The organism is Lacrimispora brassicae, assembly GCF_054772055.1.
Map to the genome: position 1 here is coordinate 33835 of NZ_BRYH01000053.1, position 21828 is coordinate 55662.

Annotated in this window: 13 protein-coding genes; 11 read left to right on the plus strand and 2 right to left on the minus strand. The window is 46.9% G+C overall.

The window, feature by feature from the left end; genetic code table 11:
* The first annotated feature begins 1 nt into the window (after window position 1).
* From ACYVD3_RS23835 to ACYVD3_RS23850, 4 genes are all read left to right on the plus strand, one after another.
* Window positions 2-2275 (plus strand): xanthine dehydrogenase family protein molybdopterin-binding subunit, encoded by a 2274-nt coding sequence (locus ACYVD3_RS23835; protein ID WP_460645066.1) that lies wholly within the window; start codon window positions 2-4, stop codon window positions 2273-2275.
* Window positions 2276-2517: 242 nt separating this feature from the next.
* Window positions 2518-3222 carry an ABC transporter ATP-binding protein gene (locus ACYVD3_RS23840; RefSeq protein WP_460644994.1) on the plus strand — a complete coding sequence of 235 codons (705 nt, stop codon included), beginning with the start codon at window positions 2518-2520 and terminating at the stop codon, window positions 3220-3222.
* Window positions 3222-5567, plus strand: a complete 2346-nt coding sequence (locus ACYVD3_RS23845; protein ID WP_460644995.1) for an ABC transporter permease — start codon at window positions 3222-3224, stop codon at window positions 5565-5567. Before ACYVD3_RS23840 ends, ACYVD3_RS23845 begins: the two co-directional genes overlap by 1 nt.
* A gap of 4 nt (window positions 5568-5571) precedes the next feature.
* Window positions 5572-6903: an efflux RND transporter periplasmic adaptor subunit gene (locus tag ACYVD3_RS23850; RefSeq protein ID WP_460644996.1), complete on the plus strand. Its 1332-nt coding sequence runs from the start codon at window positions 5572-5574 to the stop codon at window positions 6901-6903.
* A gap of 58 nt (window positions 6904-6961) precedes the next feature.
* Here the strand turns inward: ACYVD3_RS23850 and ACYVD3_RS23855 are convergent, their stop codons facing one another.
* Window positions 6962-8380: a cell wall-binding protein gene (locus tag ACYVD3_RS23855; RefSeq protein ID WP_460644997.1), complete on the minus strand. Its 1419-nt coding sequence runs from the start codon at window positions 8378-8380 to the stop codon at window positions 6962-6964.
* A 362-nt stretch (window positions 8381-8742) separates the two neighbouring features.
* Here ACYVD3_RS23855 and ACYVD3_RS23860 point away from each other — a divergent pair, with 362 nt between their 5' ends.
* Both ACYVD3_RS23860 and ACYVD3_RS23865 read left to right on the plus strand, forming a co-directional pair.
* Complete coding sequence (locus ACYVD3_RS23860; protein ID WP_460644998.1) at window positions 8743-9201, plus strand: DUF6323 family protein; 459 nt, start codon at window positions 8743-8745, stop codon at window positions 9199-9201.
* Entirely contained in the window at window positions 9191-10039 is an 849-nt protein-coding gene (locus tag ACYVD3_RS23865; protein ID WP_460644999.1) for a DUF6179 domain-containing protein, read from the plus strand. The genes ACYVD3_RS23860 and ACYVD3_RS23865 overlap by 11 nt, the downstream gene beginning before the upstream one ends.
* 81 nt (window positions 10040-10120) lie before the next feature.
* On the opposite strand, the gene ACYVD3_RS23870 is transcribed toward ACYVD3_RS23865, so the two are convergent.
* A complete protein-coding gene (locus tag ACYVD3_RS23870; protein WP_460645000.1) occupies window positions 10121-14383 on the minus strand; it encodes an acyl-CoA dehydratase activase-related protein in 4263 nt (1420 codons plus the stop codon).
* A gap of 254 nt (window positions 14384-14637) precedes the next feature.
* Between ACYVD3_RS23870 and ACYVD3_RS23875 the strand changes: the two genes are divergently transcribed.
* From ACYVD3_RS23875 to ACYVD3_RS23895, 5 genes are all read left to right on the plus strand, one after another.
* The gene (locus tag ACYVD3_RS23875) at window positions 14638-15579 is read left to right on the plus strand and encodes a magnesium transporter CorA family protein (protein WP_460645001.1); all 942 of its coding nucleotides are present in this window, start codon (window positions 14638-14640) and stop codon (window positions 15577-15579) included.
* Window positions 15580-15701: 122 nt separating this feature from the next.
* Window positions 15702-16547, plus strand: coding sequence for a rhomboid family protein (locus ACYVD3_RS23880; protein ID WP_460645002.1), 846 nt, complete (start codon window positions 15702-15704; stop codon window positions 16545-16547).
* A 15-nt stretch (window positions 16548-16562) separates the two neighbouring features.
* The gene (gene pyk, locus ACYVD3_RS23885; RefSeq protein ID WP_460645003.1) at window positions 16563-17999 is read left to right on the plus strand and encodes a pyruvate kinase; all 1437 of its coding nucleotides are present in this window, start codon (window positions 16563-16565) and stop codon (window positions 17997-17999) included.
* Window positions 18000-18496: 497 nt separating this feature from the next.
* Window positions 18497-19768 (plus strand): diaminopimelate decarboxylase, encoded by a 1272-nt coding sequence (locus tag ACYVD3_RS23890; protein ID WP_460645004.1) that lies wholly within the window; start codon window positions 18497-18499, stop codon window positions 19766-19768.
* Between the two features lie 1233 nt (window positions 19769-21001).
* Window positions 21002-21652 (plus strand): class I SAM-dependent methyltransferase, encoded by a 651-nt coding sequence (locus ACYVD3_RS23895; RefSeq protein ID WP_460645005.1) that lies wholly within the window; start codon window positions 21002-21004, stop codon window positions 21650-21652.
* Window positions 21653-21828: the final 176 nt, after the last annotated feature.

Genomic DNA, 21828 nt, shown 5'->3' on the forward strand with positions numbered 1-21828 from the left:
AATGCGTACGGTCAATACTTCTGTGAAAAAAAAGGATGCCATGGCCCTGGTGACCGGAAAGCCTGTGTATACCGATGACCTGGCTCCCGGGGACTGTCTCATTGTAAAGGTGCTCAGAAGCCCTCACGCCCATGCACTGATCAGGGAAATCCATAAGGAAAAGGCGGAGAAGGTGGCTGGAATCGCCTGTATCCTGACCTACAAGGATGTGCCTCAGAAACGCTTTACCATGGCTGGACAGTCTTATCCGGAGCCAAGCCCCTATGACAGGCTGATCCTGGACCAGAGGATGCGCTTTGTAGGAGATGCGGCTGCCATCGTGGCCGGTGAGACGGAAGAGGCGGTGGACCATGCCATGCGCCTTCTTAAGGTGGAATATGAGGTACTGGAACCGGTGCTGGATTTTAAGCAGGCAAAGGACCACCCGGTGCTCATCCATCCCCAGGAAGACTGGAAGAGCCTCTGTCCCGTAGGCGCGGACAATAAAAGGAATTTGTGCGCTTCCGGCAGGGAAGAGCATGGCGATGTGGATGAGGTTTTAAAGCAGTGCGATTATGTGGTGGAACAGGTTTACCATACAAAGGCAAACCAGCAGGCAATGATGGAGACCTTCCGGGCCTATTCCTATCTGGATGCCTACGGGCGTTTGAATATGGTGGCATCCACACAGGTTACCTTTCATGTGAGAAGGATCCTGGCCCATGCCCTGGATATTCCAAAATCCCGGATCCGCATTATCAAGCCCCGGATCGGCGGCGGCTTCGGTGCAAAGCAGACGGTGGTAGCTGAGGTATATCCGGCAATCGTGACCTTGAAAACCGGCAAGCCGGCCAAGATGATCTACAGCCGGTATGAGAGCCAGATCGCCTCTTCTCCCCGTCATGAGATGGAAGTCCATGTACGGGTGGGCGCGGATAAGGCGGGGATCCTTCAGGCCATTGATGTGTATACCCTGTCAAATACAGGAGCTTACGGAGAGCACGGCCCTACTACGGTGGGGTTATCCGGCCATAAGACCATCCCACTTTACCGGACGCCAAAAGCTTTCCGTTTTACATATGACGTGGTTTATACCAACTGCATGTCTTCCGGTGCTTACCGGGGATACGGGGCCACTCAGGGAATTTTTGCGGTAGAATCTGCGGTCAATGAGCTGGCAGAGAAAATGGGAATGGATTCTGCAAAATTAAGGGAACAGAACATGGTAAAGGAAGGGGATGTCATGCCTGCCTATTATGGGGAAACCCTAAGAAGCTGCGCCCTGGACCGGTGTATGGCCCGGGCCAAGGAGATGATCCGCTGGGATGAGAAGTATCCCGGGGTTGACATGGGAAATGGAAAGGTGCGGGGCGTAGGCGTTGCAATGTCCATGCAGGGATCCGCAATTTCCGGCTTGGATGTGGCCTCTGTGGAGCTGCGCCTTAACGATGACGGCTTTTATACCCTTTTGATCGGTGCTTCCGACATGGGAACAGGCTGTGACACCACCCTGGCCCAGGTGGCAGCCGATTGCCTGGAGTGTGATTTAGATGAGATCGTGGTCCATGGGACGGACACGGACATTTCCCCCTATGATTCCGGCTCTTACGCCTCCAGCACCATGTATCTCACGGGAATGGCCGTGGTAAAGGCCTGCAGTGAAATGCGGGAAAAGATCATAAGAAAAGGGGCAGAGTACCTTGGCTGCCAGGAGGATTCCCTGGAGTTTGACGGAAAGAGGGTATACCAGCAGGAGGGAGAACTGGAAATATCCTTAAAAGATATTGGAAACAGGGTCATGTGCTTTAATGGGGATATGCTCTCCGCCGGAGCCTGCCATACCTCTCCCGTATCACCGCCTCCTTTTATGGTTGGCATGGCTGAGGTGGAAGTGGATAAGGAGACCGGTGAGGTAGAGCTTTTGGATTATGTGGCTGTGGTGGACTGCGGGACAACCATTAATCCCAATCTGGCCAGGATCCAGACCGAAGGAGGAATTGCCCAGGGCATTGGCATGGCCATGTATGAAGAGATCACTTATTCCCCTAAGGGGCAGATGCTTCAAAATTCCTTTATGCAATATAAGATTCCCACCAGACAGGATGTGGGGAATATCCGGGTGGAATTTGAAAGCAGCTATGAGCCTACGGGGCCTTTTGGGGCAAAATCCATTGGTGAGATCGTCATCAATACGCCGTCTCCCGCCATTGCAGATGCAGTGGCCAATGCGGTAGGAGTGAGAATCAGGGAACTGCCTGTTACGGCGGAAAAGGTATACTGGGGGCTGAAGCAATAAACAGCGGCTATAAGCAGTGTTTTTTGCCGGAGGCTTAAGAAAAGGATAAAGGGAGAGTACCGGATATTATGGTTTCGGTATTCTCCCTTTGTTTCTTTTTTTCTTTGGCTTAAGAATATTTCATAAGAGTTTTATAATAATTATGATAGTTGATAAAAAGAATCAGCAGTCTCTATTGACGCAGGATTGCATTGATAATAACATGGGTGTATGATGGGAGAAAAGAAGGGAGGGAAGGATTTATGGGAGTTTTGATACGGGCTGAAGAAGTCTGCAAGGATTATGATGCAGGTGAGGTCAAGGTGCAGGCTTTGAAGAATGTATCTTTTGAGATTCTCCGTGGGGAGTTTATTGTGATCCTGGGACCAAGCGGGTCTGGGAAAAGCACCCTTTTAAATATATTGGGAGGAATTGAAACGGTTACCGGGGGGACTGTCTATTATGACGGGACACCCCTTTCATGGGGAGATTTAAAGAGCCTTACGGCCTATCGCCGGGCCCATGCCGGGTTCATCTTTCAGTTTTATAATCTGATGCCCGGGCTGACCGCCTTAGAAAATGTACAGTTGGCGGCAGAGCTTTCCAGGAACCCTTTGGACCCGGAGACACTGCTTATGCAGGTGGGGCTTTCGGACAGGGCCGGCCATTTTCCCAGCAGGCTTTCAGGAGGGCAGCAGCAAAGGGTAGCCATTGCCAGGGCCTTGTGCAAAAATCCTGATATTCTTCTCTGCGACGAGCCTACGGGAGCCTTGGACAGCGGCACAGGAAGCCAGATATTAAGGCTGCTGTCGGATTTTAACAGGCAGTATGAAAAGACGGTGGTTCTGATCACCCACAATGAAAACATTGCAGGGATCGCAGATCGGGTTTTTTATTTTAAGGATGGGTGTCTGGAAAGGATCCGTGTCAATGAACGGCCCTTAAAGCCGGAGGAGGTGGTCTGGTAGTGAAAAGCTTCCGCAAGAATGTGGTCCGGTGCGCCAGGCAGAATCCAGGGTCCTTTTTGGGAGCGGTTTTCATCATTGCTATCGGCATATTTGTCTATGTGGCCATGATGGACACCTTGAGAAACTTAGGGGACCAGGTGCAGCGTTACTATAACAGCAGCGCTATGGCAGACGTGTTCGCTCAGGTTTCTGGAATATCTGAGGTGGACTTAGAACGGTTAAAGGAGATTCCTGGGATCGAAGAAGTTTCAGGGAAAATGGCCGTTGATGTAAGGTTGTTTGCCCCTTCCCAGACGGAGATCGTAACGGTGCATTTACTCTCTTACGACCCTTCAGACCCTTTAAACCGGCTGATGATAAAAGGGACGGGGACAGGAAAGGACAGCGTTTATCTGGGAAACCGGATGGCCGGACTGTATGGATACGAAAACGGGACACCTCTCACCCTGATGATCAATGGGAAAAGCGTCAAATGTGAGCTGGCCGGGACCTGCTATGGGCCGGAATACATATATGCCATTCCTCCCGGAGGCGCCATGATACCTGATGGGGAGATCTATGACATCGCCTGTGTGGAAAAGGGCAGACTGGAGGAATTGACAGGGAAAACAGATTCCATGAATGAGCTGGGATTCCGGCTGGCCAAGGGATATACCTATGAGGATGTGCGCTACCAGCTCATGGACCGCCTTTCCGGATATGGCCTGCTCTCTCTTTCTTCCAGGGAAGACCAGGCCAGCTATAATATGGTAAAGGGTGAAATCAATGAGCTGTATTCCATGGGAACGGTGCTTCCCTTCCTGTTTATGTCGATTTCCGTATTCATGCTTTATGTGGTGTTAAAAAAGATGATAGACAGGGACCAGAGCCTCATAGGCACCATGAAATCCTTTGGGATGAGAGATGGGGAATTAATCATGGCATATCTTTATCAGGGAGCGGAGGTTGGTGTTTTAGGCGCTCTGACCGGAAGCGTCCTGGCGGTCCCCTTTGGCCGGTATATGTTTCATATATATGTGGATTTCTTTAATCTGCCGGACACGGTTTATCACAGCTACATGAATACAAGGATAAGCGCCATGGGGATGGCGGTGGGAACCGGACTCCTGGCGGTTTATTTAGGAGTCAGGGGGATATTAAAGATCACTCCTGCCCAGGCCATGAGGGCAAAGGCTCCTGCGGCAGCAGGGAATTTAAGGCTTCCCGCTTTTTTTGCCTCCAGACTGGGCGCCATGGAAAAAATGGGACTTCGCTCTGTGGTGAGAAACCCTTTTCGGGGATTTTTGATCATTTTGGCCATTGCATTCCCTTTTTCCATGTCTTCCGTGCTTTTCTCCTTTAAAGGGGTAGCTGAACAGATGTATTTCGACCAGTTCAGCAAGGTGCAGACCTATGATATACAGATTTCTCTGGACCGCATGGTATCTCCCATCCGGGGGGAATCGGCAGGAGAAGGAATCCGGGGAGTGAGGAAAAGCGAAGCAGTCATCCAGAAGGCAGTGGAATTAAAACATGAAAATCTGTCGGAATTTGCCATGGTTTACGGCCTGAACCAGGGGTCTGACATGTGGAGGATCATGGATCTGTACGGCGGGTTTTATGAGCCGCCGGAGGATGGGATCCTCATAAACAGCCGGATCGCAAAAAAGCTTCATCTGAAAGAAGGGGACCTTATGGAAGTATCCGTTCCCGGCCTGACCCCGGAGGGGGTGAAGGTTCCGGTAAAAGCTGTCATAAAGGAGAGCCTGGGAGGCGGCTGCTATATGTCGGCAAAGGGATTTTACCGCTTTTTTGGTTCTGTTCCAATGGCGGGAACCGTTCTTTTAAAGGTGGAAAAGGGAAGGCTTCATGAGGTCCGGGAAGAGCTTTTAAAAACCAGCCGGGTGACCTGGATGGTGGATACCAGCCGGATCGTTGACAGCTACCGGGATATGATGGGCAGCATGATGGCAATGGTTCAGATGTTTTCTTTTATGGCCGTGGCTGCAGGCGGGATCCTCATTTATAATATTTCCATGATCAATATCAGGGAACGGATCGCAGAGCTTGGAACGCTTATTATCATGGGAGGAACGGATAAGGAAATCGGAAGGATCCTGCTGTTTGAACAGGCGGTCTACTTCATCCTGGGAATTGTTTTAGGAGTGTTTGGAAGCATTGGGGTGAAATACCTTGTGGAGCATCTGGTCATATCCGATTCCTATACCATTGATCTGGCCATACGGCCATCCTGTTATGGGATAGCATTTCTTACCTGCCTGGCAATGGCAGGGGCATCCTTGCTGGCCCAGACACGGTTTGTTAGAAAGATAAGACTCACGGATATTTTAAAGGAAAGGGAGTAAGCTTATGAAGATCCGAATGGAAGGCAGGAAAAAGAAATTATGCTTTCTGGCTGCAGGGATTGCCCTTGTGCTGGTCATAGGGTGGACTGCAGTCAAAGATTTTAAGGGGACCCCGGTGGACACCGCGGAGGCTTCCTATGAAACCGTAGAGGACCGTTACACAGAGGAAGGCACCATTACGGCAGGAGGGGAATACCGCCTGGTTTCAGAGGTATCAGGACCGGTAAAAGAGGTCAAGGTCAGGGAAAATGATGGGGTGAAGGCAGGAGATATCCTGTTTACCATTGATGATAAGGACTTATTGCATGAAAAATCCCTTTGTGAAAGCGCTCTGGCAGGGTATAAGGCCAAGCTGGAGCAAAGCCGGATCGGTCAGGTGATGACGTCATCGCCTCAGGAGTATCTGGATTCCATAAGAGCGGAGGTGGCGGCAAAGGAAGCGGATTATCAGGCGTCAAAAACCCTTTTTGACGCTTCTCAGTCCCTGTATTCAGCCGGCAGCATTTCCAAAATTGAGTGGGAGAAGGACCGGGCTTCTTATGAATACGCTTCTCTGGCATGGGAGCAGGCAAAGGGTCGCTATGAGGAGAGCCGCCGGTTTTTAGAAAGCTTAAAGGCGGGAGGCATTGATGAAACCACCATTAACGGGAGGTTTTATGAAAGCGTGGAGGAACAGCTAAAGGCCCAGATCAAATCCCAGGAGACAACAATGGCGCAGTTGGAAGACAGGCTGAAAAAGTGTGTGGTGGCTGCGGACAGGGATGGAATCATCACTTCCCTGCCGGTCAAGGATATGTCCTACATCCAGGCAGGAGCGGCTGCCGTGACCATAAACGGACGGGGAAAAGCCCAGGCAGAGTCTGACGTGCTCACCAGCATTGCGCCTTATCTTTCCCCGGGAGATAAGGTGACGGTTGTTCTGCAGCTTAAGAATCAGGATAAAATGTATGGCGGAACCATAAGCCAGGTCTATGATTATGCCTCCAAAGGGACCTCTTCCCTGGGAATGGATGAATACAGGGTCCACGTGAAAATGGATATGGATGAGGCTCCGGACCTGGAAGGAAAGGAAGGGTATGGGGCCAACATCCGTTTCACCCTGTACCAGGGGGAAAACAAGCTGGTGATCCCTTCAAGTGCTGTGTTTCACCTGGATGACAGGAATTACGTCTTTGTGATTAAAAACGGAAAGGCAGAAAAGCTGCCGGTGGAGATCGAATATAAGACCGCATCCCAGACAGTCATAAAGGAAGGGCTGACGGAAGGCCAAAGGGTCATTGACCATGTGGATTCAGAAGAAATCTATGAAGGGGCAAAGGTATATGCAGGTTCATAAGGAATAAAAAGGGAGGCAGCATGGAATATCCGGTGCTGCCTCCCCTTTTATATAGTTTTTATTTTATCTTTTCGTATCCGGATTCCTTGATGGTTCCGTCACTGTTTGTCTTGTAGTATTTGTCGTCGCCATCCTGGACGTTTGTCTTGCTCTTTGCAAGCTTTCCGGTTGTACCCACTAAATACTCTTTGCCATTGTATTCCACTACTTTATATTTTTCATCTTTGTCAGCTTTGATCAGTCTGCCCTGTACGTAGATGCTGTCATCGGTGATGGAATTGTAGCCGGCTCCCTTGTTGCTTCCAGCCTTGCGGAAGTTGTAGGTGTATTTTTCGCCGTCGATATCAATGGTGGTCTTACCGGTTGTCATGGCGCCTTCCTTTGGAGATGTGCCGAAGTAGTAAACCTCTGCTGCATCATCTGCTGCCGGGAAATCGCTTTCTGTTTCGATCTCGGTGTAGGTTGCGATGGTTTTACCTGATTCAAAGGTCAGCTTATAAAGACCCTGAAGCATTTCTCCCTTTTCGTTGAACCCGTAGCTTAAACCGTTGATGCTCTTGATCTGGCTTGTGGTAAGCTGTCCGTTGCTGGAAGAATAGAACCAGTATTCTGTGCCGTCATCATAAGCTTCCGGATCAACATCTTCTCCAGGAACGGTCTTGAACCAGCCTTTTGCAAGCCAGCACTGTTCAGGAAGATTGTAATACTGGTTTGCGGAACTTGCGGTGGAAGCAGAGGCAGTTTCATACCATTCTGATTCAGCGGCCCCGTTTTCATTGAAGAGGTATTTTAAACCGTTGATGGTCTTGGTGGTATCCTTTACTTTCTTGCCGTTGGTGCCGAAATAGAACCAGTAAGCTCCGTTAAAGTTATCTTTGTCGTTTTCAGAATCTTCCACTTCAATGGATCTCCAGCCATTTGACTGAGCGCCGTCAGAGGAATCTCCTAAGTAATAGATCCCGTCCTTCCATGCATCGTCTCCGGTCTGGCGTGTGGATTCTTCATTGACCCAGCCAAAGAGCATCCGTCCTTCTGTATCAAAGGCATAGTCATGGAAATCTCCGTTGGCCACCTTTACGGATTTAAAGGAGGTCTTGCCGGAAGTAGGAGCCTTAAAGGCTTTTCCGTTGCTTCCAAAGTAGTACCAGTAAGTATCAGGCTCATCCTCTTCATCCTGGTCGGAATTGATTTCACGCCATTCATTTGTAACCATGGCACCGGATGAATTTACAAAATAGTAATTGTCATCGGATTCGATTAAGCCGCTGGTAGCCATCTGCCCGTCGGAATCAAGGTAAAACCAGTTGTCACCGGATTTACGCCAGGACTCGGTTGCCAAGTCTCCGTTGGAGTCTAAGTATACCCAGGTGTCATTTTCCTGAGCCCAACCCTGTGCTGCAAAGGAGGTCATGGATGCACCTATGGTAAATAGCGCTGCAGCGCAGGGAATCAGCCATTTAAGTTTCTGTTTTCTCATGTTTGTTCTCCTTTCATAAGAACCCCTTTTTGTTGCTATCTCAGCGTTTTTTGCTGATGGAATGACTTTAAACCATGGAGTAAGTCCAAGGTCAAGGGATGTAAAAAAGGCGTAAGAATGCGTAAGAAATGCCGGAGAAGTTAAGAAAACCGTAATCTTACCGCATTCTGGAAATTCAGTATACTACTGGAAAAAAGAAATCAAAGGCGTATGTTTCTGGGCCCGAAAGGGCAGAAAAAAAAGACAGGAATCCCTGTCTTTTATGTAATTATTATACTACAAAAACAACTTTTTTTCAAGTCTTGTAATTCCTTCCTGATTGGAGTAGACTTGGTATTTATCAGAAGAAGGGAGTGATTTTTATGGATGACAGGAAATGGCTTCAGACTGCAAACGACGGCTTTCAGATTGCCAGGGTAAAAGCAGCCAACGATTATACGAAAAAGTTTGGCCTTACTCTGACGGATGAGGAAACAGCCTTACTGGTAAGGGAGAGAAAGGATGCATTAAAGGAACAGGAACGGGTGGAATTCGGAGAGGGGATACTTCCGAAGCTGATTTTTGCGTTCTGCGATTCCCCCTATATTTATCAGGACAATTATGTGGATACCCTGGGAAGGCTTCAGGATATGTTTTATCTTTATAAAAACGAGTCATTGGATGAGATTACTGATGATGAACTGATTGAATTCATGAGGGATCAGTTTGACGGACCATGTCAGGGGTCCCTTGACCATCTGGAGGACACCGGACTGGAAGCTTTTGCCAGACGGGTCCGCTTTGGAGAAGATTTATGTGAGGAAGAAGACGATGAATTTTAAGACGGAGGAATTGATTCCCATAGTGGCAGAGCTGGCAGATAAATATACGGGAAAGGAGAGCACCTCCATCCCCTATGAAAAGGCAAGGCAGCTTATGGGAGCCGTCTTGTACTGCATTCGTGAATATGAAGCATCTCCAGGGGAAAGGCAGGAGCTTCTTTCCCCTGACAGGCAGCCGGATGCAAAAACGGTCTATTGTCTGGGGTATGAAGCAGTACTTAAGAAGGTAAAAGAAACCCAGATCCTGTACAACAAAATTATACCGGATTTTAATTATTACGGGAACCGGTGTTATTACGATACCTTTGTAAAAGGCATTCCTTCCTTTTTTCTATATTATGATCCCCGTTTTCAGCCCCAGAATCACATCCTTACCCTGGATTACCCGGTTTTGTATCCAATGGATTCCTTATGTGGAATTGATGTCGTCAGCGCCTATGTCAAGTGTGTCAGCCTGGAACAGGCTTTCCTTGGAAACTTGCCTGAGGAGTATATACTCCATGTGCTGAGAGCCTATTCTCCGGATCATGGGGAGCTGTTTATCAACCTTGCAGGCATTGTGCTGCGGAATATTTTAGGCTGTGGGATGGCCGGAAAAAGGGTTCATACACAGGGCTATACCCCTGAAGAACTGAAACGGCTGATGGATTATGTAAGGCAAAATCCCCTGGACTCATTGGAACAGAATCTAAAGGAAATGGTTGATGGACTTATATGGTCAGGATATGAGGGGGAGGAAGAATTAGGGGATTATCTAAAGTCCTGTCTCCATGATTACAGCTTTGAACTGAAACATGCAGTGGAAAACCGGTGTCTGGATTCCATTCTTGCCATATAGAATGAGAGGGAATGGTTATTATTTATCCGGAAAATAAAAAAGATACCGGGAAGATGGTTCGTTTTCTTCCCGGTATCTTTTTTACACCGTTTCCGGCGGTTTTTCTTCTTTGATCATATTTTTCTGAGCAGTTGAAAGCATCAGTTTGATACGGTTTAACTGGTTTACCTCACTTGCGCCCGGGTCGTAGTCCACGGCAATGATATTGGAGTCAGGATAAGCTTTCCGCAGCTCCTTGATGACGCCTTTTCCAACGATGTGGTTGGGAAGGCAGCCAAAGGGCTGGGTGCACACAATGTTATTGGTGCCGCTGTGGATCAGTTCCAGCATCTCACCGGTTAAAAACCAACCTTCGCCGGTCTGGTTTCCAATGGATACAAATTCCTTTGCCATGTCCGCCAGATTTCCGATATGGGCCGGGGCTGTAAAGTGCTTGCTCTTTAACAGCTCCCGCTTAGCCGTTTTGCGGAAAAATTCCAACAGGGAAATCCCCATATTGGACAGGGCAGCAGTGGTTTTCTTGCCGCCTAAATTCGCGGCTTTAAAGTTATTGTTGTAGAAACAGTACAAAAGGAAGTCCATTAAGTCCGGCATGACTGCCTCCGCGCCTTCTGATTCCAAAAGCTCTACAATGTGATTGTTGGCCAGAGGAGAAAACTTTACCAGAATTTCGCCTACGATTCCCACCTTAGGCTTCTGGACGGAGTTTCTTGGAAGATTGTCAAAATCCCTGATAATCCCTTTTAAATTGCGGGAGAAGGTTATCATGTCCGGGGATTTCCTGGACAGAGACTCAATACACCGTTCTTTCCATTTCTCATGAAGGGAATTGGCTGAGCCTGGTACCTTCTCATAAGGGCGGGTGGCATATAAAACCCTCATAAAGACGTCGCCGTATACTACCGCCTCCATGGCCTTTGTCAGCAGAGGCAGGGTGATGGTGAATCCTGAGTTTGTCTCCATGTTGTTTGCATTGACGGAGATGACCGGGATATGGCCCATACCTGATTTCTCCAGGGCCCGTCTGATGAAGCCGATGTAATTGGAAGCCCGGCAGCCTCCTCCGGTCTGGCTCATGAATACTGCGGTGCGGTCTAAATCATATTTCCCGGAAAGGAGTGCATCCATGATCTGGCCCACAACAATGAGGGAGGGGTAGCAGGCATCGTTATTTACATATTTTAATCCCGTATCAACGGCGGAGCGGTTGTGGTTCTGAAGGACCTCCACCCGGTAGCCAAAGGAACGGATGGCAGGTTCAATTAAGTCAAAATGAATGGGTGACATCTGGGGGCAAAGGATGGTGTAATCCTTTTTCATCTCTTTGGTAAACACGACCCTGTGATAAGCGCTGGAAACTACCTTTTGCTCATAATGGCGCTTATCCCGTACCCGAAGTGCTGCGATCAGGGAGCGGATCCTTATCCTGGCGGCACCCAGGTTGTTGACCTCATCGATCTTTAAAACCGTATAGATCTTGCCGGAGCCGGTTAAGATGTCATTAACCTGGTCTGTAGTAACCGCATCCAGACCGCAGCCAAAGGAATTAAGCTGGATTAAGTCCAGGCTGCTTTCCTTTTTTACGAGAGCAGCGGCCCGGTAAAGCCTGGTGTGGTACATCCACTGGTCTGTAACCACCAGAGGGCGTTCGATTTCAGCCAGGTGGGAAATAGAATCCTCCGTAAGCACTGCAAATCCATAGGAGGTAATAAGCTCCGGAATGCCGTGGTTGATTTCCGGATCAACATGATAGGGACGGCCGGCCAGCACGATTCCCCGGCGGTTGTTGTCCTCCAGCCATTTTAAGGTTTCCTCTCCCTTTTTCTCCATATCGGCCCTGGAAACCATAAGCTCTTCCCAGCCCTTTTTGGCGGCAGCGGTAACCTCAGAGGCCGGAATCTGGAAATCGGCTGCAAATATTTCCGTCAGGCGCCCGATGAGTATTTCTTCATTGGTAAAGGCCATGAACGGGTTTAAGAAGCGGATATTTTCCGTCTTAAGACCTTCCACGTTGTTCTTGATATTCTCTGCGTAGGAGGTGACGATGGGGCAGTTAAAATGGTTTCCTGCCTCAGGAGTCTCATTCCGTTCATAGGGAATGCAGGGATAAAAAATAGTTTTGATCCCCTGTCTGATCAGCCATTCAATGTGGCCGTGGACAATCTTTGCGGGGTAACATTCCGATTCACTTGGTATGGATTCAATGCCCAGTTCATAGATCCTTTTAGTGGACTGGGGGGACAGCACGGTCCGGAATTTCAGTTCCTTAAAGAAAACAGCCCAGAAGGGGTAGTTTTCATACATGTTTAAGACCCTGGGAATGCCGATGGTGCCCCGCTCTGCAAGATCCTGGCTCAGTGGCTCGTAATCGAACATACGGCGGTTTTTATAATCAAAAAGGTTGGGTATTTCCCGTTTTGCTTTTTCTTTGCCAAGGCCCCGTTCGCAGCGGTTTCCCGTAATGAACTGGCGGCCTCCGTCAAAACGGTTGACAGTCAGTACACAACTGTTGGTACAGCCCTTGCAGCGGGTCATAGAGGTTTCGTAATGCAGCCCCAGAATCTTATCCAGGCTCAGCATGGTGGTTGTTCTGGATTCCTCATACCGTTCTCTTGCGATAAGGGCGGCGCCAAAGGCTCCCATAATGCCGGAAATATCCGGCCGGATGGCTTTACAGCCTGAGATTTTTTCAAAGCTTCTTAAAACGGCATTGTTGTAGAACGTACCGCCCTGGACTACGACATGCTGGCCCAGATCGGAAGCATTTGTGATTTTGATTACTTTATACAGGGCGTTTTTAATGACGGAATAAGCCAGTCCTGCGGAAATATCGGATACCTCGGCCCCTTCCTTCTGGGCCTGCTTTACGTTGGAATTCATGAATACCGTGCATCTGGTCCCTAAGTCTGTAGGGTTCTTGGCAAATAAAGCTTCCTGTGCAAAATTCTCTATCTGGTAGTTCAAGGAATTGGCAAAGGTCTCAATAAAGGAGCCGCAGCCGGAGGAACAGGCCTCGTTTAACTGGACGCTGTCCACGGTGCCGTTTTTGATGCGGATGCACTTCATGTCCTGTCCGCCGATGTCCAGGATGCAGTCTACCTTTGGTTCAAAAAAGGCTGCTGCATAGTAGTGGGCGATGGTTTCCACCTCTCCTTCATCCAGGAGGAAGGCAGACTTTAAAAGAGCTTCTCCGTATCCGGTGGAACAGGACCATACGATCTGGCTGTCCTTTGGCATCTGCTCCCGGATTTCGCCCATGGCCCGGATGGCCGTTGCAAGAGGGCTTCCGTTGTTGCTGCTGTAAAATTTATATAACAGGGTGCCGTCTTCGCCTACAAGAGCCACCTTTGTGGTGGTGGAGCCGGCGTCGATCCCTAAAAAGCATTTCCCATGGTAGGAGGATAACTCCCCCTTTTTTACACAGTAGCTGTTGTGGCGGTTTATGAATGCGTCAAAATCAGCCTGGCCTGTAAACAGCGGCTCCATGCGCTTTACTTCGAATTCCATCCGGATGCCGGAGGATAAGCGGTTGATCAAATCATCCAGGGATACAATCCCTCCCTGGACTTCTTTTGCATTCATGGCTGCGCCGGTGGCAGCAAATAAGTGGGAATGCTCCGGAGCGACGATTTCATCTCCGGATAAATGAAGGGTGCGGACAAAGGCTTTCTGAAGCTCCGGAAGAAAGTGAAGGGGGCCTCCCAGGAAGGCCACATGGCCTCTGATTGGCTTTCCGCATGCCAGACCGCTGATGGTCTGGTTTACCACTGCCTGAAAAATGGAAGCCGCAAGATCTTCCCTGGTTGCCCCTTCATTGATAAGCGGCTGGATGTCTGTCTTTGCAAATACTCCGCAGCGGGCTGCAATGGGATAAATGGCCTTATAATTGGCCGCATATTCGTTTAAGCCGGAAGCGTCGGTCTGCAAAAGCGCCGCCATCTGGTCAATAAAGGACCCGGTGCCGCCGGCGCAGATCCCGTTCATCCGCTGGTCAATGCCGCCGGTGAAGTAAATAATTTTTGCATCTTCTCCCCCAAGTTCGATTGCCACGTCGGTCTGTGGGGCATAATCCTTAAGAGAGGTGGCAACAGATACCACTTCCTGGACAAAGGGAACCTTTAAATGCCTGGACAGAGTTAAGCCGCCGGACCCTGTGATGGCCGGACATAAGTCCGTGGGGCCCAGCTTATCATAGGCCTTTTTTAAAAGCCCTGCCAGTGTTTCCTGTATGTTTGCATAATGCCGCTCGTAATCTGCGAACAAGATTTCATGGTCTTCATTTAATATTGCTATTTTAACGGTAGTGGAACCGATATCGATTCCTAATGTTTGGTATGTAATCATATGCGCGGGGGTAACCCCTGCCTCCTTTTGTGTAAAAGTAAGTTTCTGGCTCACCGAACATCAGTTTAACATAAAATAAGAAATAATACAATTGCAATAACGTGCTAAAAATATGTTAAAACTAGTAAAATTTGTTTAAGTTCACGAAAAGGGTTTTCATTTCGTTTGACAAATATGGTCTGGGAAATTATAATGTATAAGTCAAAGTCTGCCAACGTTTCCAATAAGATTTTTCAGTGAAAGGGAGAAAAGCTATGATTCAGATTTATAAAACAGAAGAAGGCCTGATTCAGCAAAAGGATGAGCTTTCTCCGGGTTCCTGGATTGCCCTTACAAACCCTACTGCCACGGAGATCCTGGAAATTGCCAATACCTGTAAAATCGACCCCGATGACTTAAGGGCGCCCCTTGATGAGGAAGAGCGTTCCCGTATCCAGACAGAGGACCATTACACCCTCATCCTGGTAGATGTTCCCTCCATAGAGGAGCGTGGCGGCAAGGATTGGTACGTGACAATACCAATGGGCATTATAACCACGGAAGAAGCCATCGTTACGGTATGCCTGGAAGATACGACTGTTCTCAATGCATTTATGGACGGCAGGGTGAGGGATTTCCATACGTACATGAAAACCCGCTTTATCCTGCAGATCCTGTATAAGAATGCATCTTTGTACCTGCAATACTTAAGGATCATTGATAAAAAGAGCGGGGTGATCGAAGAGAAGCTTCACAAATCCACCAAGAACCGGGAGCTTATTGAACTTTTGGAACTGGAAAAGAGTCTTGTGTACTTTACCACATCCCTGCGTTCCAATGAGATGGTGCTTGAAAAACTCATGAGAAATGAAAAAATCAAAAAGTATCCGGAGGATACGGAGCTTTTGGAAGACGTTATCGTCGAGAACAAGCAGGCCATTGAGATGGCTAACATCTACAGCGGAATTTTAAGCGGGACAATGGATGCCTTTGCTTCCGTCATATCCAACAACTTAAATATTGTAATGAAGTTTCTGGCAACCATCACCATTGTCATGTCCATACCAACCATGGTGGCAAGCTTTTATGGAATGAACGTCAATTCCAGAGGCATCCCCTTTGCAGACAGTCCCTATGGTTTTGCCATTGTTTTAGGCCTGACGCTGGGCCTGACACTGATCGTGGCGTGGATTTTTTCCAAAAAGGATCTGTTCTAGCTTGTAAGTGATGAAACATCCTGCGGGTATACCTTTATGCCGGAAAAGCGTGGGCAGAAAAGAGGAAACACCCTGCGGGTATACCTTTATGTCCAAAAAGCATGGGCAGAAAAGAGGAAAGCATGAAATTTTTTAATAATTTTGAACGCAGATTCAGAAAGTATGCGATTCCGAATCTGATGTACTATATCATCGGTATGTATGGTGTTGGGCTGTTGATGGAGACGCTCACACCGGGATTTTACTGGCAGTACCTGTCTCTTGACGCAGGGAAGATACTTGGCGGTCAGGTGTGGAGGATTGCAACCTTTATGATCTACCCGCCGGGCGGCGGCATTTTCATGAGCCTGATCAGCATGTATTTATACTACATGCTGGGAGTGAACTTAGAGAGGATCTGGGGAGCATTCCGTTTTAACGTTTATTTCTTCATGGGAGTCATCGGTCATGTGGCTGCGGCGCTGATCGTCTATATTTTCATGGGAAAGACGGTGTACTTAACAACGGAATTTCTCAATTATTCCCTGTTCTTTGCCTTTGCAGCCACATTTCCGGATCTGGAATTCCTTTTGTTTTTCGTGATTCCAATAAAAGCCAAATGGCTGGCCATCTTTAACGGAATCTATTTCCTGTATGGCTTTATTACCGGCAACATTGCCACCAGAGTCACTATTTTCATGTCGTTATTGAACTTTATCCTCTTTTTCCTTTTGACTCGGAATTTAAGCCGGTTTAACCCGAAAGAGATCAAAAGAAAGCAGAATTTTAATAAGCAGATGAAGATAAAGCCCCAGGGCTGGACACACCACAAGTGCGCCGTATGCGGGCGGACTGAAAAGGACTCCCCAAACCTGGAATTCCGTTATTGTTCAAAATGCGAAGGCAGTTATGAGTACTGTTCCGAGCATTTGTATACACATAAACATGTAACACCGTCCAACCCCACAACCGGTGATACGACCAACTAGCTACGGAGGATAATGATGAAAAGAACCAAAATTATTTGTACTATGGGACCTAATACCAATGACCGCACACTGATGAAGGCACTTGCTGAGCATGGCATGGATGTGGCCAGATTCAATTTCTCACATGGTGACTATGAAGAGCAGAAGATGCGCCTGGATGCACTAAAGAGCATCCGCGAAGAACTGGACCTTCCGATTGCAGCGCTTCTTGATACAAAAGGGCCGGAGATCCGTACCGGACTTTTAAAGGATGGCAAAAAGGTGAATTTAAAAGAGGGAGATACCTACGTCCTGACAACAGAAGAAACCGTTGGCGATGAAACAAAAGGTCATATCAATTATGACGGCCTCAATGATGATGTGATCCCCGGAAACCGTATCCTCATTGACGATGGCCTGATCGAACTGGAAGTCCTTAAGGTAAAGGGAAAGGAAATCACCTGTAAGATCATCAACGGAGGCGAGCTGGGAGAGAGAAAGGGCGTCAACGTGCCCAATGTGAAGGTAAAGCTTCCGGCACTTACGGATAAGGATAAAATGGATATAAAGTTCGGCATTGAGCAGGGCTTTGATTTCATTGCAGCTTCCTTTGTCCGCACAGCAGATGCCATTTATGAAATAAAGAAAATATTAGAGGATAACGGTTCCAATATTTCCGTTATCGCCAAGATCGAAAATGCAGAAGGTATTGAAAACCTTGATGAGATCATCGAAGCCAGCGACGGAATCATGGTTGCCCGCGGCGATATGGGAGTTGAGATCCCGGCACAGGAGGTTCCGTTTATCCAGAAACGGATCATACAGAAATGTAACGAAGCCTGCAAGCCTGTTATTACGGCGACTCAGATGCTGGATTCCATGATCCGTAATCCCCGCCCAACCAGAGCTGAGGTAACGGATGTGGCAAACGCTGTTTATGACGGAACGGATGCAGTGATGCTTTCCGGTGAGACCGCCATGGGCAAATATCCGGTTGAGGCTCTTTCCATGATGGCTTCCATTGTGGAGGAGACAGAAGGCCATCTGGATTACAGTGCATATAGAGAGCGCAAGGTTTCAGCCGTCAATATCCACAATGTATCCAATGCAGTATGCTATTCTTCTGTTTCCACTGCTCATGACTTAGGAGCAAGTGTGATCGTGGCACCAAGCATCACCGGCTTTACTACAAGGCTCCTGTCCAAATGGAGACCGGAAAGCCAGATCATCGGCTTATCCCCAAGCTCTTCCGCCCTTCGCCAGATGCAGTTATACTGGGGCGTACAGCCGCTCCATGCAAAACGTGCGGAATCCACCGATGTTTTAATTTATTCCTCCATGGAGCTGTTAAAAGCAAAGGGGATCGTAAAGACAAATGACACGGTAGTTGTAACTGCCGGCGTGGTGAGCCCGGTGAGAAAGAACGAACCGGCAGCCCATACCAATATTATGCGTGTCGTGACCGTAGATTAATAGATTTCCACGAAAGCAATGAGCAGTGCGAAACAGGGCAGCGGAAAATTTTCGTCGTGCTCGCACGTAAGAAAATTTTCCGCTGCCCTGTTTCATAGGGCGACAGCCCGTGAGCGAGTAAAACCGCAGGTTTTGCGAGCGCGCACTGCGGACTTATCCACCCCTATATACTGTACCACATTAGTCTGGCTGTCCGGTTTTGCGAGCGCGCACTGCGGACTTATCCACCCTACTATGAATATTTATACAAAAAAAAGTGTAGACAAAGGAGTCTATCCCCGGTACAATGAAGCTTACCAGCAGATGTGCCTGAGACAGGCTCTTTTTGGATTCATAGGAAATTGCGCCCCATGGGTCAAAAAACGGGATCCTATAGATGTAGACAAATATAGACAACCCACAAATACCCCATGGGTGCCGAAACCACCGCGCCCCGGCGCGAGTCTGCAAAACAGACTCTTTATTCATATGGTAAGCTACGAGAGGAGAAAAAAACTATGGAAAAGAGACCATTTGTTACGAAGGAAAGGTTAGAGGAGATTGTGAAAGAGTATCCGACACCTTTTCATTTATACGATGAAAAAGGGATCAGGGAGAATGCCAGGAAGCTGAAAGAGGCGTTTTCCTGGAATAAAGGCTACCGGGAGTATTTTGCGGTAAAGGCCACGCCCAATCCCTTTATCCTGAATATTTTAAAAGATTACGGATGCGGAGCCGACTGTTCATCCATGACAGAGCTTATGATGTCCGATACCCTGGGCTTTTCAGGACCCGATATTATGTTTTCTTCCAACGACACGCCTGCTGATGAATTTCAGTATGCGGATAAAATCGGAGGGATCATCAACTTAGATGACATCACCCACATTGAGTTTCTTAAAAAAGCCATCGGACATATTCCGGAGACCATTAGCTGCCGTTATAATCCGGGTGGCATATTTAAGGTCAGCAACGACATCATGGATAATCCGGGGGACTCCAAATATGGGATGACCACAGAGCAGATGTTTGAGGCCTTCCGCATATTAAAAGGCTATGGAGCCAAACACTTTGGAATCCATGCATTTTTAGCCAGCAATACGGTGAGCAATGAATATTATCCCCTTCTTGCAAAGGTGCTTTTTGAACTGGCAGTAAAGCTTAAAAAAGAGACAGGGGCCCATATCTCCTTCATCAACCTGTCAGGAGGGATCGGGATTCCTTACCGTCCGGGACAGGAGTCCAATGACATCAAAGCCATTGGAGAAGGGGTCAGAGAGGTATATGAGGAAATTCTGGTACCGGAAGGAATGGGAGATGTGGCGATCTACACAGAGCTTGGACGCTTTATGCTGGGGCCTTACGGCGGGCTGATCACAAGAGCCATCCATGAGAAGCACACCCATAAGGAATACATCGGCGTGGATGCCTGTGCGGTGAACCTGATGAGGCCGGCTATGTATGGGGCCTACCACCATATCACTGTCATGGGAAAAGAGGGAGAGGTGTGCAGCCATAAATACGATGTGGTAGGAGCTCTTTGTGAAAATAATGACAAGTTTGCCATTGACAGAAAGCTGCCGGAGATATCCACAGGAGATCTGCTTTTCATTCACGATACAGGCGCTCACGGTTATGCCATGGGCTATAATTATAACGGGAAATTAAAGTCCGCCGAGCTTCTCTTAAAGGAAGATGGATCCGTGCAGATGATCCGCAGGGCTGAAACTCCCAGGGATTATTTTGCCACCTTTGATTTCTGCGATGTGTTAAAGGACATAAAATATTGATTTTTTCATAAGAACCATAAGAAGACAGAAGAGAGGGTTTCCGGAAATACAGGAAACGCCTCTCTTATTTTTTGCCCAGGCAATGAGCCAGACGAATATGCCTGCATATTCATTTGGAGAATGTCGCGCCATCTAAGAAAAACTCCAAAAATGCGTTTTCCTCAGATAAATAGAAAAATCCCTGTGCCACATGACACAGGGAAATTTTTCTTAGGATTTTCGGATTTCAAAAAGGGTGAAAGGATATTAAATACATTGTGCATTTCTTACTGTCATTAGTATAGCACACCGGCTCTAGAAAAGTTTGTATATTGTTTGAATAGATTATGAAGATTTTCTTAATTCAATCGATCCGCCAAAAAATCAGATGTAGTTGAAATCGCGAAAATAACAGAATTCTCCCGAAATTTCCCTGGTGGCAGATGTGGAGGCTATAGAGGCACCTAAGCCAGCACCACCGGAACTTTCCATCCTAAAAAACAATGACCAGCGGGCTGCATTCATAGATGCCTATGGGACATGGCTGTTATAGACCGAGACAAAGAAAACCGGAGAACGGTATTACCGGTATGATTTTTCGGACAAGATCGCCATTTGTGGTAAAGGTGTTCTGAAAGCATTCCTGGTCAAGCTGCAAAGAATCCAAGGATTATGAACACGGTGCAGAACATTATGATCTCTTTGGTGTGAAATCAGAGTGGCATAGTGGTAAAAATGCTTATGTGGAAGACAGCACCAGGACCTTTTATAAAGGCAATACAAACAGGTCTGCTTTGGTGGAATATTTAAAAGAATTTCGGAAAAAGAATTAATCTCCCAAAAAGGGAATAGCCGACAAAAGTCTGGGAAGATTTCATCGGCTGAAGTATGAAAATGAAATGCCTTTTCTTAAATAGAATATCATGCATTCCTGAAGTTAACCTGAAAAAATTATTGTTTTGTAAAGAGGGAGAAGCACCGGCAAGATCGAAAGATCCTGCCGGCGGTAATAAAGGTTTCCACTGAAAAAACAAGTAGGGGAAATTAATGTAATACCTGTTTTTTCTCTAAGGTTATAATAACTAATATCTAAGTAAAAGAGTTGTTAATGTAATGAATTGTTGTTTTCATGTAATTAAATTAGGATTTGATGGATTACAGTACTTTGAAAACTTAATATTGATAGTTAGTAGCTTTTCCAGTAATATAATATAAAGTAAGAAAATTATTGGTAATAAGTGAGGTGAATATGTCATGAGTGATATTGTGCACAAGTGGTATGAAGATAAGAAAAATGTAGATGAAATGGTCTATTGGAACAAAGGAGAACTTAAAAAATGGGAACGGGTAGTCGCTGACTTTTTTCCGAAAGAAGCAAAAATTCTTGATATCGGATGTGGAATGGGGAGAGAGGCATTTGCGCTTTTTGATTTGGGATTTTCTATTATAGGCATTGACATTTCAGAAGAAGTTATAAAACAAGTTGCAAAATTATCCTTAAAGAACTGTTATGATATTGATTTCTTGGTATATGATGGGTATACATTACCATTTGATGATGCTTCTTTTGAAGTAATCATTATATGGGCGCAAACATTTGGCTTATTGTATGGGGATACGTATAAGAGTAACTTCCTAAATGAGTGTAAGCGGGTTCTTAAAAAAGATGGCTTACTAAGTTTTTCCGGCCATGATTATGATTATTTAATGGAACACCATAAGCAATATCTAAGAGGCAGAAAGTTTTATCCATATGCCAATACTGAAATTTATTGGGAAGCATTTTTACCCCAAGAGCTTTTAAGTTACGGTGAAAATGCTGGATTTTCTGTGGTGCTTTGCGAACGCGGAAAAATACATAAGACAGAAGATGGAGTCGTAATACATTGCTTGTGTAGAAAATAAACAAAATACAAAAATGACATATACCAATTTGTAATTGTAAAGACTACTAACTATCAGTAACTAAGTTAGTGGTTTTTTTATGCAGTAAATTACTCAACAAAACTGAGATTTAATAAATAATGGAGGTAAAAGAGGTAAATAAAAAAGACCGCTTATAAGCAGTCTTTTTTATCACT